A 14,972-nucleotide genomic window follows, 5' to 3' on the forward strand; every position below is an offset into this window, starting at 1 on the left:
AATAAGGGGAATGAATCCAACTAACTTCTTTCATTTGTGTCATTTGGCCGTTCATCATTTAGTTTAAATATTTGAATAACATTCTCCAGCTGACTACTAGCGCTATTTAATTCTTCTGCTGAACTAGCAATTGTATTAAAAGCAGTCACTTGCTCTTCTGATGCTTTACTTACTTCTTCTGCTGATAATGCGGACTGCTGAGACGCTTCAGTTATATGCTGTACCGATTCCACTACTTCATCTTTAAATTGATTAATTACAGCAATACCTGTAGTTAAATCATCCATGGACTCAGAAATGTAATCCATTCTTTTAGCAATACTACGAAACGCTCGCTCTGTTTCTTGCACTGTTTTATCATGTTTAACAGAAATTTCTTTCGTATTCTCCATTTCCTTCACCGCTGCTTGAGACTCTTGTTCTACACGATGAATCGTATCTGTTACTTGATTTGTAGCCGTAGATGTTTGTTCAGCTAACTTTCTAACTTCTTCTGCAACAACCGCAAATCCTTTTCCATGTTCACCAGCTCTAGCGGCTTCAATACTTGCATTTAACGCAAGTAAATTCGTTTGATCAGAAATAGCATGAATGGTATCAATAATATGTTCAATGGCTTGCACTTCGTTAGATAAACTAATGATGACATTACTAACAGCTGTAATAACTTGGTTATACTGCTCTGTTTGTTCTTGAAGAATATCCATTTGACGTAAGCCTAGTTCGTTCTTTTCTTTACTTTCAATGGATAGTTTGTTGATATTTTCTACTCGTTCATTAAATTGTTCTAATTGCTCTGACAAAGAAACGGTTTTCTCTTTTGTAGTTGTGGCTTCTTCTGCTGATTGAGCTACTTGAATCGAAATCTGCCCAACAGCTGAAGAAACTTCTTGGCTTGATGCAGTCGTTTCCTCTGCTACTGCACTATAATTTTCTGCAGAACTAGCTACATGAAGAGCGGATTGACGGACTGTTTCGATGAGCTTTTTCATATTGGCTACCATTTGATTAAAATGATCTGCCAACTGACCAATTTCATCTTGACTCATTTTTTCTATTTGAACGGTTAAATCTCCTGAAGCCACTTTATTCACTTGTTCACTTAATGACGTAATTGGTTTGGCCACATGATTGGCAATGACGAACGCAATTACTACAGCAATACCAATCACTATTATACTAACAAGACCCGTTACAGACCCAATCCCTTTCATACTAGAAGCAATATAAGATTCGTCAACAAATTCAACTACTTTCCAACCAGTTGAATCAATCGTTTGGTACGATACGTATTGCCCGTTATGATGAAATTGTCCTGATTCATTCGTAAATAATAATTGTGCTAACGCTTTATCTTCAATGGCTGTATTCGATTCTTCGCTCTGCGTACTAGATATCACTTTCGATTGATTATCCATTTGCTGCACAATCCATAATTTACTTTTCTCAGTAGTAGCGTACGTTGCCATTTGATCTGCTAAGTGTTGTAAGGATATATCAATTGCCATGACACCACTCAGCTGGCCATCTTTCTCAACAGACATGGACGCTGTTACCATTGGAATATCCGTCGTGCTATCTATGTACGGATCAGACCAAACCACTTCCCCTTTACTTGCTACCGCTTGTTGATACCACTCTTGATCAGTTGCTATCCACTCCTTTTGTTTGGCTAACTCTTGTGTAGAATCAGGCCATGTGACTAACTTCTTATTATCTAATAACACTCGTTCTGGACCGAAATATGTAAATACTGCTTCTGGATGATTTTCCTGAAAAGATTTAAATAATTGCATCGTGGATTTGTAATACGCTTCAGAATCTCGTACAACGTTTTGAACCATATCTACATTCGAATACGTCTCAATGGATTCACTAAACTTCCCCATAAATTGCCCAATTGTATCACTTAAGTGAGAAACAGAATGATCAATAGAGGACTTTATTTGCTTTTCAGACACTTTCATTCCATACCAATAATTTGCAACTCCTACAAATAGCACTATTATAACAGCAAATCCGATGAAATAAGTAAGCCATTTACCTTTAATCGATTTCACGTACATTCCTCCCTCATTTTTGTTAAAAAATTACGTTCCCAGCTAAAAAAAGAACCTTACGCTACAAGAACGTAAGGCCACAAGTGAATTTTAAGGGGAAATCACTCGAAAAAACTCAAAGTCTCCAATTTCACCAATTGGATGCACATTAGAAAACTGTGTCCTACAAAAAGGACGATTGGTCTCCATAATCATTTCATTCTGTACAGGAGAAGCTAAGATAATCTCTTCTTTTGGAAACATGTATGGCTGATCAAAAAATTTATAGACGTTCCAAAAGATAGATACTTTTTTCACCTATACATGAAAAAACGTTATCATGACCGACCGAAAGTGGGTTTCAACATTATTCACCCGTCATCTTTCGGAAACTGGCTAGCATAGACAATAACCACTTTGCCCTTAGCCCCTAAAGTTTTGCGTCCCTAACTTTCATTAGGTTTGCCTTTATCGAGATTCAACAGAGTGTTCAATGTAACGTTGAATCTGATTAACTTGATTATACCACATAGGTAAGCTATAAGGCATGGTTATTTTTTACTATATTTTATTTTTTTATTCGTTCGCTTGTTCTAATACCTTTCGCCTAAATGGCTGTTTCGTTCTATACGTAATTATTCGCCATAGCCATTCGATAGGACCAAACTGAAAATGCTGTAACCACCAATAGCTCCCATACACTTGCAAGCTATACACAAGCACGACAATCACTACACTCATTAAAGGGGATACATCGCCATACCAGCCGAAACCAATAGAATAAAACAAGAAAAAACAAATGATAGATTGTAAGATGTAATTGCTTAACGACAATCTTCCGACATAAGTAAACGGTTTAAAAAACTTATGAATCATTCGTTTCTGGAACAATAACGTCACAGATAGGATATAGAATATGGCACTAGCAGATCCACCTATACTATCTTGCAAACTATATTGAAACCACTCTGGATTCCCAAAAAAGTATGGGACGATTTTGAACGAAACAAAGAAAAGAAACGATACGCCCCACAACTTTCGTAACATCGGAGCATGGGTATCAACATCGTGAAGCAAGCGTTTTTTACAGAAGTACATGCCTAACAAAAACATTGGTAGCAAGGTAAACGTTTGTAAAATCCAGCTAAACAGATTTCCATTTGCGTACAACCAATCGTGGCGGACTTGCCCTAACACTTCACCAAGCGTTCCAGACTGATACGCCATAATAGCTTGTACAATCTCTTCTTCATTCACAAAGGATAAATAGTCCTTCGCCGCAAATAGAGCGCCCCCAATCCAGATGGCATATACAGTTAATAAACCGAAAGCCCATCGCACCATTGTCTTTGCTTCTCGTTCAAAGAACAAAAACAACCAAAAGCCAATAACTCCATAGGTAAATAAAATATCTCCATGCCATAAAAACAGCCCGTGCAGGAGGCCGAAGCAAAGTAAAGCAACTAGCCTTCTAACGAGGATTTTCTTATACGTCCAACCGTATCCTTTATCAATTAGGCGTTCTTTCATCATATACATCCCAAATCCGAACAAAAAAGAAAACAACGTATAAAAACTCGCTTGGAAAAACATATCAATAAAAGCTTGAATAGCATGACTTACATCACTATCCCAATACACTTCTTCTCCACCGTACATAAAATAAGGCGCATTAAACGCTGGTACATTAACCATAAATATACCAAATATAGCCAATCCCCTTACTGCATCAATCCATTCTAATCGCTTTGAAGCTTGTAATGAAGTTGCGTGATGTCCCATTCCACCCCTCCTTATCTCCTCCATTTACTCCTCAAGTTTATGCAAAAACCACGCACCAACCTATCCTTTGTACATACACTACATGTGAAGGAGGTATGCCCTATGCCCTGCGCAAGTTGGAGCAGTAAAAGTCATTAGTATATCTAATTCTAGCATATTTAATATCGGGGATGTGTATGCAATAGCACCAGAAAGCTCTGCCAAAACCTACGCCGGGGGCGGATCGTTTAATACGGGAGACGGCATATCCATCGACTTATCCAATTCCATTACGTATGTCCAAGATCAAGATTCTGTTGATCAACCGACGATCGTCAACGAAAACGTTTAAGGGGGATAAGGATGAACTACACCATTTATCAAACGATTTCTATTCATTCATTTAAAGTTGGATCGGTTAGTAACTCTTCTGTATTACAAATTGGCAGTGCTGGAGTCATTCAATCGCAGTCAAGCTTTTATAATACGGGAGGGTTTGTAGAACCCGCAGAGAAAGCAGAAGCCATTGAGCAACCACCGTTTGTACCATTAGCTTATTAACTACGCACAGCATTGAAATGCGATTCATATACTACCATAGACCAATGCCTAGAAAGGGGAGTGAACCGTGAACCAACACCAAGCTTGGAATGATTACATCCAGCATTTAAATAATAGAGTGGAACAACAAGCAGAAAAAATAAAATCGCTAGAAACACGATTAGAAAAATTGGAAGCAGAAATGGAAGTTACACAACAGCCGACTTCGAATATCGAAAAAATTGAATATAAGTTTGACCAATTAAAGATTGAAACGTTAGAAGGAACACTGAATATAGGCTTCACCCCGGGGAACGGCATTGGTATAGAGGATGTTTCCATACCGCAACAACAGTCTTCACCAACGAAATCGAATACTGCCCAATCGGTTAAAGACAACATTGTGAAAGAATTGAGTGATTATTTAACAAATGAAGGGCCAAAACATTTACAATCTATTGCTAGACAATATAACAAAGAGATTGATGCTACTTATGAACAGTTCATTTTACAAGATATTCAAAAGCAACTGGGGAATCGAGTGACGCATTACATGGAACAGTTGTCACGACAAAATGATGTTGCCGAAGAGAAACATTACAGGAACATTGTGGAGCAAATTAAGCAAGAAATAAATCAATCTTTGCATCAATTTATGCAAAATAAAGGAGATGGGAATGTATGATGTTTGAAGTACACAACTGCCAATTGCAAATAGGCAATGTAAAAATAGACGCCATTTCTTCTTCTTCTACTTTTTTGATTGGGGATAATGAGCAGATGGCTCTTTCCTCTATCTTTGACACTCCACCAGAATCAATCATTATAACCCCTTTCGTGCCACTCGGGCGTAATGGTGAGAGTGCAACACATGGATAAGCGTACGTCTAGAGTGAAGCAAGCGAAAGTTATTTCTCTTTTGAATAGTGCCATTTTCGAAATTGGTGATGGTGCGGAAGCAAACCTTCAATCTAAAGCTCTTGCCATCCAAAAAGAAGGAGCAACATTTACTGGGGAGGAATTTTCTTTCTCAGACTTTGATTTATTTAAAATCGAGCTTCCTCAATTCAAAACACAACCTGCTATTGAACAAAACCATCTCCAACAGTCTCCTTATATTGATGTTGAAAATGTTGAAATAATTGGGGTTGCTTCTTCTAGTTTATTTCAAATTGGTAGTTTAGAATCGATAGAAAGTGAATCGCGAATTAAACATTTTCGTATTTTAAGAGAATGAGAACATTGATTGGATCGATGCATAGACTATATAAAACGTAGCATCGGAACAGGTAGGTGAAGCATATGCCTTCGATTGTCGGACCAATTAAAATCAATAGCGTCGGTGGGGGCGTCATTAATTTCGGCGATTCCTTTTATATCTCCCCTAAATCCTCATCAAAATCAAACACGGGGTCTGGGAGTGGTAATACCGGGGATTTCATTAACACGAATAACGGATTTAGTACATCGAATCCAATTGATCCTGACGCACTTGATCAACCAAACCTTTCCACATAGCACGCAACCTCGCATTAATGGCGAGGTTGTCGTTTTACGTGGAAACATGCATGAACTCCTCCCAAAAAAAGAGCACCTATTAAAGATGCTCTTTTTACTAGTTACTCAACACGAATGATACAAGGACCATTAAAGTAATATAAATATTTCTCTTGTACAGGCTTACGCCAAATGCGCTCTAATGCTTCTGCATATAATGATAGTTGCGTTTGATATCGCTTCATTAGCTTCACTTCCATTAATTCATCCACTGGTTCCGTAATCTGATCCGATTTATAGTCAACAATGATATATCCTGTTTCATGCGGAATAATGCAGTCGATGACACCTTGAATGAATACTTTCTCTTCTGTTTCTTCCTTCCAATCTGCATACACTTCATTTGCTGGTAAGGCTAGTGTAAATGGTACTTCTCGATATATTCGATCCGCTGCTATGAAACGAGCTCCAAGCTTTGTTTCGTAGAAGGCTTGAATCGCTAGTATATCAATAGCGTCCGCTTGATCCCTTGTAATAAACTCTTTTTCTACTAACTGCTCCACATATTCAGCAACCTCATTTACCGTTAGCACACGTTCAAACGGTAAATGCTGCATCACTGCGTGCATGGCTGTCCCTTTTTCAGCAGCTGTTAATCGCTGGTTCTCTTGCATAAAGCGCGGGCGCTGAAGCTTCGGCTGTTGTTTAGCTATTAAAGTATTAGCGCTATATTCATCTGCTACTTCTCGTTGACGCTTCAATTCAGTGACAGATTGTTTCGCACGATGATGAATCGCTTTTTGATATAGGTATTGGTACGATAACCTTCGATTTACTTCTTCCTTTTCGTCCTGATTAAGATGTAATGGTTGCCATTGCTTAATTGCTTGCTCTAATACCTCATGATCTTGTGCATCAATTCCGTCCATTCGCAAGTAATCTGTCGCTTTTGTCGTCGTAATACGCCAGTTTGATTCATCTTCAAATATAGCTTTATCTATATTTGGTATCGGTAATTCTTCTCGCAATAATTCCCCATGTTTATGACGAATTAACGCTGGCGCAACCCAATCAACATAACTTTTGCATTGTAATCGATAAGAAGCTGGCAACACCCATTCACCGTGATCCATCCATTTTTTCCATTCTTTATTTTTCTTCTCCAACGAGGCGACTGTACCAATCATGACTAGCTTTTCTTTAGCCCTAGTTAACGCCACATATAATACACGCATCTCTTCAGCGAGCATTTCTCGATGCTTCTCTTTTTGTAATGCATGGTACATAAGGGTTGGGTACATGATTCGTTTCTCTGGGTCAATATATTTCGTTGCAAATCCTAAATCTTTGTGTAATAAATAGCGGCTCTTTAAATCTCGATCATTGAATTGCTTATCCATGCCGCCTACTATCACAACGGGAAATTCTAACCCCTTACTTTTATGAATCGTCATAATTCTTACGACATCTTCTTGCTCTCCTAACGCTCGAGCCGCTCCTAAATCATCTCCTCGCTCTTCCATTCGTTCTATAAAACGAAGAAAGCGGAAAAGTCCTCGGAACGAAGTCGCTTCATAAGAACGAGCTCTGTCATACAACGCTCGTAAGTTTGCTTGACGTTGTCTGCCACCAGCAATTCCACCGATAAAATCGTAATATCCCGTTTCTCGATACATTTGCCAAATCAATTCAGATAGTGAACCTTGTCTAGCTCTTCCTCTCCACCTATCTAATTGATTTAAGAAATGCTCTACTTTTTGAATAATTGATGTATCTTCACCAAATCGGCGATACAATTTCAATGCCTCATAAAAATTCTCTCTAGTCGTAGAGGCTGTACGATTGTTAGAAGCAACTAAACGAATCGTAGCTAATTCTTCCTCATTTAACCCAACAATTGGTGAACGCAACACAGCTGCAAGCGGAATATCTTGCTGCGGATTATCGACTACCTTTAACAAACTGAGCATAATTTTAATTTCAATCGCTTCGAAATATCCAGAAGCAAGTTCGGCATAAACTGGAATGCCTTGCTGCTTTAGCTCCTCGACAATCGTTGGTGCCCAAGTCATAGACCGTTGCAAAATAACGATGTCACGATATTGCAAGCTTCGTTTCATTCCTGTGCCTTTGTCCACAACTTGTAATGCCGGCTTCTCCTCATGCCCTAGCCATTCTTTTATTTTAGTAACATACGCCCTTGCTTCTATTTGTGCTTTCTCTAAATCTTGCAGTCCTTCTTCATCTTCAATTGATGACTCATCCCCAGATTCTCGGTCAATAATAACAAGCTCGGCTTCCGCATCATTCGAAGGTACTTCATCGTAAATCGTATTGCTATAAATAAGCTCTGCATCTTTGTCATACGTCATCTCCCCTACTTCTTCATCGAGAATTTGACGGAAGATATAGTTCGTACCTGCTAATACTTCATGACGACTACGGAAGTTACGTGCTAAGTCAATCCGTTCAGCTGGGTGACTTTCTTCAGCAAATTGTTTGTACTTAGCTAAAAACAAAGACGGCTCAGCATGACGGAAACGGTATATACTTTGTTTCACGTCACCAACCATGAAGACATCTCCACCAGCTTCACCTGAAATAAGACGGATAATCGTTTCTTGAACAAGGTTTGTATCTTGATATTCATCGACTAGTAATTCAGTAAACTGTCTTTGATACCCTTTCGCTACTTCAGAAGGAATAATGTTGTCTGGCGTTGATTGTTCATCCATTAATAGCTGTAAACAGAAATGCTCCAAATCTGCAAAATCGACAAGTGCTTGCTCCTTTTTCTTCTGCTGGTATCGTCTATGGAACTCCTTCACTAGTTCCATCAGCTTTGCAACAACAGGAGCTAACGTTCGCATATCTTGTATATGTGCCGGCAATGAACGAGAAAGCCACCCTTGAGCTAACTTCTGCCAGCGTTTCTTATAACTTTCACGTAATGCTTTCACAGCTTCTTTCTTATCTTCACTACAATCTGATTTCTTCGAAGACAAACGCTTTAAACTTGCTGATTGTTCCATAAACGTCTGCAAATCATGCCAAGAAAGCGTAAGGTGTGCAAGTGCTTGTTGAAAACGTTCCTTATCATCATCAATCGCTTCCGCATACTGATATGGCCCATCACTTTCTCTTGTAATGTGCAGTGCTTGTTCTGCATCAGTTAACATCGATTGCAGCTGACTCTTTACTTCTTTCTTTAGTTGCGTGAGCCATGGAAAATCAGCTTCAGTTGCATCTGGTTGTATTTGATATGTCTGTACAACGTCTTGCATCCATTGTTCTGGATACGGATTTTGCATCGCAAATTGATACACTTGCATCATTAACTGTTCTACTTCTACATCACTTCGATCACTCGAAAAACGATCTACTACTTCAAAGAATGCCTCTCGTTCTTCCCCTTCTTGCCCATACCATTCTTCAAATAGCGATTCGATGATATCTTGCCGAATTAGATCCGCCTCAATATCATCAGTGATGCGGAATTGCGGATCTAAATCAAGCAAGTACGCGTATTGACGTACAACATCCATACAGAAAGAGTGGAGTGTTGAAATGGAAGCGCGTTGCAATAAGGACAGTTGTTTCTTTAAATGAACCGACTCCGGGTTTTGTTGTAATGCCTCCTCTAACGCTTCTCCAACACGATTCCGCATTTCTTGAGCTGCTGCCTTTGTAAAAGTTACCACGAGCAAGGAATCAATGTCCGTTGGATTATCTTTGTTTAATAGCTTTTGAATAATACGTTCTACTAGGACAGCTGTCTTTCCTGATCCTGCAGCAGCAGCAACCAAAATATCCTTACCACTCGTATAAATAGCCTTCTCTTGTTCTGGCGTCCATGCTGGCATTACGCTTCCTCCTCTCGTTCTGAAATCTTCTTAAAGATATCCTCTTCTTTCATTTGCTTTAACGTACGATAACTATTTTCATTCAAGGTAGGATCAAATTGACAAACCGAACGATATTCACAAAACGTGCACGCCACATTGTTTCCTTTTTGAAACGGATTGACCTCTATTTGCCCTTCTGTAATCGACTCACCAGCTTGCTTCATAAGCGAACGAATATAGTGCTGCAATTGTTGGAACACATTCTCATTTGCTGTTTTTGACTTTTTCTGAAAACCGCCCGCTTTCTTTAAACCTACTGGAACAATTGGACTCCAACCTGACTCTAAATTGGTATCCATCATTTTTACGATTTCTTCATTTTCTAACAAAAGACCTTGCATCTTAAATTTCTTAAATAGTTCTTTCTCAATGTCCAATTCTTTCAACATCTTCTCTTCTGAAAGGATTGGATTATGCACATGAAAGTATAATACACCCGCCGGAGAAGCTTGAACGCCTTGCCATTGCGCTGCATTCGTTAATACGATATCTAAGTATGCAAGCATTTGGAGCGCTAGGCCGTAATATACATCGATTAAGTCTAACCCTTTAGAGCTTGATTTGTAATCGATGATACGTAACAATAAACCATCTTCCCCGTAAGCTCGATCCACTCTGTCAATCCGACCTTGTAGCAATAGTTCAAAACCATTCTTTAAGTCTAATTTTAGTGGTGGTAGTGTTCCGTTCGGCCCAAAGTCAAGCTCTAAACCAATCGGCGAAAACTTACTACGCTTTGCCTGCTCAGCTAGCATATGAGCAGCACGAGCAACAACTTCTTGGAGTTTACGTTGAATGTATTGATAACGGTTCGAGCTATACAAAATTTGGTGTTGCAAAATAGGCGACAACTTGTGAACCGCACGTTCGGCGTATTGATTCGAATCTTGCTCCGTAATGGTTTGCCAATCCCGTCCTTCTACTTGAATCCACTCGGTAATTTGCTTTAACGCTTCGTGGAATAATGTACCGATATCAGGGGCATCTAATTTATACACTGGGCGTTCTTTCAACTTCAAACCGTATTGGGCAAAATGCTGATAAGAACAACGATAAAAAGTTTCTAAACGGGATACGCTAGCTTTGATTTGTTTCGTATACAATTTCTCTGCTGTCTCTTTCGGAAGATTAACGGGCTTGTTCTCATGAAATAAACTCATCAGCACTCGTTGTGTATGAAGTGATTCACGACCTTGCTCTATATACCAGTCGAGCACATTCCACCACACATCTTTCATCGGATAACCACGCAAAAAGCGAGATAACTGCGCAGCTAACACGGAGCGGGTCTTTTCAGGATTCGTTATAAAACGGGCAGCATCTTCGTGATCGTCATCCTCTTGTAACAGCATTTTCTCCTCTACATGCGGAAACAACTCCTGCATTCGCTTCACCATCGTGGAAGGTATTTTGCCACTTCCTTCTTCATTACTTAACGGATAACTAACCCATAAATAATCGGACGCAGCCGTAAATGCCAAATACACGTAAAAATAATCATCTAACAATTGACGCTTAGAGCTTTCTGCTAACTGCATGCCATGGTTCGTCAACAACTCTCTCTCTTGCTCCGTCAACATTCCTTCTGCAGGTGGCTTCATTGGCCAAACACCGTCATTCACTCCTAATAAAAATGCACACTTCACACCTGTTAAACGAGAGCGATCGACACTAGCAACAATAACATGGTCCATACTTGGAGGAACGTGAGCAAAATGGAGCGCTTCAAATCCTGTTTCTAGCGTTGTGCGAAATAATTGGAACGATAGTGTATCATCACCAATCATCTCAACCATTTCTTCAAACAGCTGAATTACTGCATCCCAAACTTGATTTTGCTCCCGGCCTTTTTCAATCATGCCAAGGTCATCATAATTATCACGCCACTCCTGCAACGTCACCTGCACGCCGAGCTGTTCTAACCATATAAACATCGCCTCGCAACGTTGCTTTACTGTTTTCGCCTCACGCATCGCTTCATCAAACGGAAGTATTGCCTGTAATACTTGCTCACGCAGACGATTGATTCGCTCTTCTTTCATTCGTTCAGCATCCGTTTGCGGGCGCTGGTCAAACCCTTTAAAGCGTTGATATTTCCATCTAGCATCCATTGTCCAACGACTTTTGGTACGAATGCCGTATTCTAAGCAATAGTTCTCCAATTCATCAATTGCCTCTTGTGTGAGCGGATGCTCGTTATCTGCTATAGGAATAAAATCGGTCTTTAGCAAACGGAACACCGCATCATAGCGCCAATTTCCTTCAATAACATCCATTGCTGAACGAAGAAATTCTACTAATGGATGGTTTAACATGGTCCGTTTTTCATCTATAAAAACAGGAATTTGATACCCTTCAAAAACGGTTGCAATCAAATCGTGGTACACGTCAGGCTCACGAATGAATAACGCTATATCTCGATACCGATACCCTTTATCCCGCACGAGTTCCACAATTTCCTGTGCCACCCCTTCTATCTCCGCTCGCGGATGGACTGCTTGTGCTAACGTAATCGGTACTTTTTCTGAAAATGAAGGAGCTGGTCGTTTATGAAAATACTGCTCTAAATGGGCAAAAGCACGGTGGTGTTGAAACCTCCCTACCTCTCCATACAAATGCTTTACTTCTGTTATCGGCATCCCTATTTCATCAGCCATTTTTTTGATATCTTGAAACGTATGTGCTGTCTGATAGAACAAGTCTAATTCTTCTATTTCTCCGTATCGCGGCTCATCTAACGTTAACGCAATCGACACACGACTTGCTTTTCCCATTAACGCTTGTACAACCATTAATTCTTGTGGGGTAAAGCGGTGAAAACCATCTATATAAACGATGGCACCTTCTAAAAATGACGCCTCCTTTATTTTAGACGCTAATAATTGTAATTGGTCTTCACTATCAACGTACTGACCCCTTAATGCATACATCAATTCTTCGTATATGTAAGACAAGTCCTCTAACTTATGTTGCAACGTTTCTTCTCCAGGCTGCTTATGCACGAATTGATCCATCATTTGCATTTGCTGCTGCAACAGTTGCGGTGTAATACAATATCGCTTAAATTCTGTAATCATCGTTTCTAATTGCTCAATAAATCCTTGCTTTTCAATCGCCTTCTGGAACACATTCCAATCAGACTTCCGCTGCTCCGTGATTTTGCGTAGCATCATTTGTACACCAGTCGAGCTGACAAATTGCTTCGTTCCTCCACCAGTTTCCTGTAACACACGCCACGCCAAACGTGTGAAACTAAATACCTGAGCTCGAATACTCCCCTCGATCCCTTCTTGCTTCAACAAGGCATATTCTTGCTGGAACGTCATTTGTTCCGGCACGATATATAAAATCGGCGGACCATCTGGTGACTGCTGTAATAGTTCTTTCATTTCTGTCAAACAGCGAGTGCTTTTACCAGATCCAGCTCGCCCTAACAAAAAACGAATACTCATCCTTCCTCCCCCTCTGCATACCAATCTATTCTTTTATTTTAACATGAATCATAACAAAAAAATCCTAGCACGCTTTTCTATCCGTGTGCTAGGCCCTGCTTCTTTTTCATTAAAATTCTAAAGCGAGTTGGGAAATCGGCCAATACCTTACATCGACTTTACCAACAATTGCATCAATCGGCACAAACCCAATCCTTCTACTATCTAATGAATCTCTCCGGTTATCTCCCATTACAAAAACGTGACCTTCTGGAACTTCCTGTTGGCCAGTTACTTCCTCAAGAGTGAAAGACTCCGTTAATGGCATACCATCATAGACACGAAACGGAGCAAGAAATTCTTCTTCTGCTACTTGTCCATTAATATACAACGCGTCATTCTCATATGCAATATGGTCACCTGGCAATCCAATTACTCGCTTCACATAATCTTCACGCTCATTTGCATGAAATACAACAATGTCAAACGGCTTTACATCTGCCCAGTCATACACTACTTTATTCACCATTAAGAGATTCCCGTCATATAATGTCGGTTGCATAGATTCTCCCTCAACAATGTAACTAGCAAAGAAAAAAGTCCGAATCCCAGCAGCCAGTACAACCGCAAACACAATCGTCTTTAGCCATTTCCATATACTTCTCATTTTCACTATAACGCCTCCAGGTTTTTCTATCCCTATTTTACCCGGATTTGACGCGCTTTAATCACCTGTTCCTTCTTTTTCCATTGTTTTTTGTTGGAGACGGCGCTCAATAAATTTTCCTACTAACCAAAACACGCTAATACATACCCCAACAACAACCGTTTTCATCGGATGCTTAGCAAATTCCGTAATACTATGCCCTACGTAAGCAATGGTGAAGATCATAACCGCTTTTCCTAACAGCACCGCTAGCATAAATTGTTGAAAGCTCACCTTTGATAATGCACCGACAACGTTAATTACCGCCGATGGGGAAAAAGGAAAACACATTAATAGGAACAATGGTCCGAACCCATGACGTTCTAGCCAAGTCATGACACGCTGTACTTGTTGATGCTTTCTTACAAAGTTAAAGAACCGCTGTTGCCCTAAGCGGCGAACAATGCGGAACACAACAATTGCACCTAGTGACGCACCAATCCATGAAAATAGAAATCCTTTTAACAAGCCATACGCCATGGAATTCGCAATAACAAAAACAAATAACGGTAAAAATGGCAGCATAGCTTCTAATAAAGGTAGTAAGATGCCTGGCAACGGTCCAAGTTGTTCGTATTCCTTTAACAGCTGCATGACGTATTCTTTAAATGTATCATCTTCTATCATTTCTTTAATTGAATCTATATTTAAATATTGTAGACTATCCATATATATCTCCTTACAACGCAATACTACCGTTTATTATTCACTTATTATTGTAAATCAAAACACACTCGCATGCCTACTTATGTATTTCAATAAATTTAAAAAAATGACGTCGGCACACGATTGCCATAGCAACTTGTCACTTCACGCAATGCCAAATGACGAATTATTTTGAGGAACTGCCCAGAGATTGAATCATTAGCTGAACGTGTTAATTCTTCAATGCTCCATCCATTGACACTTACCGCCCCAAAGCTTTCCTACTTAGCGTAGCGTCAGAGTTATGCGAATTTACAACATGAATAAATTTCAATATAAAAAGCCTGATTTCTCAATTTAATAATATTAAGAAATTAGGCTTCTTTCGTTGCAGTAATTACATTTATTACAAAAAAAGGTTCATCACCAAAAGTCGGGGGTGACAAAA

The 14,972-nt window shown here is 39.6% G+C and carries 11 protein-coding genes, 1 pseudogene and 1 riboswitch; of the genes and pseudogenes, 6 read left to right on the forward strand and 6 right to left on the reverse strand.

All coding sequences use genetic code 11. The features are described 5' to 3' along the window. Positions 1-20: 20 nt before the first annotated feature. Both N784_RS05675 and N784_RS05680 read right to left on the reverse strand, forming a co-directional pair. Positions 21-2,060, reverse strand: coding sequence for a methyl-accepting chemotaxis protein (locus N784_RS05675; protein ID WP_036833197.1), 2,040 nt, complete (start codon positions 2,058-2,060; stop codon positions 21-23). A 363-nt stretch (positions 2,061-2,423) separates the two neighbouring features. Continuing rightward, a riboswitch (cyclic di-GMP riboswitch) is annotated at positions 2,424-2,516 on the reverse strand. 99 nt (positions 2,517-2,615) lie between these two features. Continuing rightward, entirely contained in the window at positions 2,616-3,821 is a 1,206-nt protein-coding gene (locus tag N784_RS05680) for a DUF418 domain-containing protein (RefSeq protein ID WP_036833199.1), read from the reverse strand. Between the two features lie 118 nt (positions 3,822-3,939). Between N784_RS05680 and N784_RS16225 the strand changes: the two are divergent. The 6 genes and pseudogenes from N784_RS16225 to N784_RS05705 form a co-directional block, all read left to right on the forward strand. Further along, positions 3,940-4,152 (forward strand): annotated as a pseudogene (locus N784_RS16225) (spore germination protein); the annotation flags it as partial. 11 nt (positions 4,153-4,163) lie between these two features. Beyond that, a complete protein-coding gene (locus N784_RS05685; protein ID WP_036833201.1) occupies positions 4,164-4,361 on the forward strand; it encodes a spore germination protein GerPB in 198 nt (65 codons plus the stop codon). A gap of 67 nt (positions 4,362-4,428) precedes the next feature. Continuing rightward, positions 4,429-5,025 (forward strand): spore germination protein GerPC, encoded by a 597-nt coding sequence (gene gerPC, locus N784_RS05690; protein ID WP_036833202.1) that lies wholly within the window; start codon positions 4,429-4,431, stop codon positions 5,023-5,025. Continuing rightward, complete coding sequence (locus tag N784_RS05695; RefSeq protein ID WP_036833203.1) at positions 5,022-5,219, forward strand: hypothetical protein; 198 nt, start codon at positions 5,022-5,024, stop codon at positions 5,217-5,219. Before gerPC ends, N784_RS05695 begins: the two co-directional genes overlap by 4 nt. Further along, positions 5,212-5,577: a spore germination protein GerPE gene (locus tag N784_RS05700; protein WP_036833204.1), complete on the forward strand. Its 366-nt coding sequence runs from the start codon at positions 5,212-5,214 to the stop codon at positions 5,575-5,577. Before N784_RS05695 ends, N784_RS05700 begins: the two co-directional genes overlap by 8 nt. Positions 5,578-5,642: 65 nt before the next feature. Next, positions 5,643-5,858 (forward strand): spore germination protein, encoded by a 216-nt coding sequence (locus N784_RS05705; protein WP_036833205.1) that lies wholly within the window; start codon positions 5,643-5,645, stop codon positions 5,856-5,858. A gap of 101 nt (positions 5,859-5,959) precedes the next feature. Here the strand turns inward: N784_RS05705 and addA are convergent, their stop codons facing one another. The 4 genes from addA to N784_RS05725 form a co-directional block, all read right to left on the reverse strand. Then, a complete protein-coding gene (gene addA, locus N784_RS05710) occupies positions 5,960-9,700 on the reverse strand; it encodes a helicase-exonuclease AddAB subunit AddA (protein ID WP_036833206.1) in 3,741 nt (1,246 codons plus the stop codon). After that, positions 9,700-13,194 (reverse strand): helicase-exonuclease AddAB subunit AddB, encoded by a 3,495-nt coding sequence (addB, locus tag N784_RS05715; RefSeq protein ID WP_036833207.1) that lies wholly within the window; start codon positions 13,192-13,194, stop codon positions 9,700-9,702. The genes addA and addB overlap by 1 nt, the downstream gene beginning before the upstream one ends. Positions 13,195-13,303: 109 nt before the next feature. Beyond that, a complete protein-coding gene (gene lepB / locus N784_RS05720; protein WP_036833231.1) occupies positions 13,304-13,840 on the reverse strand; it encodes a signal peptidase I in 537 nt (178 codons plus the stop codon). 57 nt (positions 13,841-13,897) lie between these two features. Continuing rightward, on the reverse strand, positions 13,898-14,548 hold the full coding sequence (locus tag N784_RS05725; RefSeq protein WP_036833208.1) for a TVP38/TMEM64 family protein: 651 nt from the start codon (positions 14,546-14,548) through the stop codon (positions 13,898-13,900). Positions 14,549-14,972 lie beyond the last annotated feature (424 nt).

The sequence above is a fragment of the Pontibacillus litoralis JSM 072002 genome, assembly GCF_000775615.1.
GTDB lineage: Bacteria > Bacillota > Bacilli > Bacillales > BH030062 > Pontibacillus > Pontibacillus litoralis.

Bases quoted from the DNA above. Each gene is read 5' to 3' on its own strand.
- N784_RS05680 (WP_036833199.1), bottom strand. From the start codon at position 3,821: ATGGGACATCACGCAACTTCATTACAAGCTTCAAAGCGATTAGAATGG.
- N784_RS05685 (WP_036833201.1), top strand. From the start codon at position 4,164: ATGAACTACACCATTTATCAAACGATTTCTATTCATTCATTTAAAGTT.
- N784_RS05695 (WP_036833203.1), top strand. From the start codon at position 5,022: ATGATGTTTGAAGTACACAACTGCCAATTGCAAATAGGCAATGTAAAA.
- N784_RS05700 (WP_036833204.1), top strand. From the start codon at position 5,212: ATGGATAAGCGTACGTCTAGAGTGAAGCAAGCGAAAGTTATTTCTCTT.
- N784_RS05705 (WP_036833205.1), top strand. From the start codon at position 5,643: ATGCCTTCGATTGTCGGACCAATTAAAATCAATAGCGTCGGTGGGGGC.
- addA (WP_036833206.1), bottom strand. From the start codon at position 9,700: ATGCCAGCATGGACGCCAGAACAAGAGAAGGCTATTTATACGAGTGGT.
- addB (WP_036833207.1), bottom strand. From the start codon at position 13,194: ATGAGTATTCGTTTTTTGTTAGGGCGAGCTGGATCTGGTAAAAGCACT.
- lepB (WP_036833231.1), bottom strand. From the start codon at position 13,840: ATGAGAAGTATATGGAAATGGCTAAAGACGATTGTGTTTGCGGTTGTA.
- N784_RS05725 (WP_036833208.1), bottom strand. From the start codon at position 14,548: ATGGATAGTCTACAATATTTAAATATAGATTCAATTAAAGAAATGATA.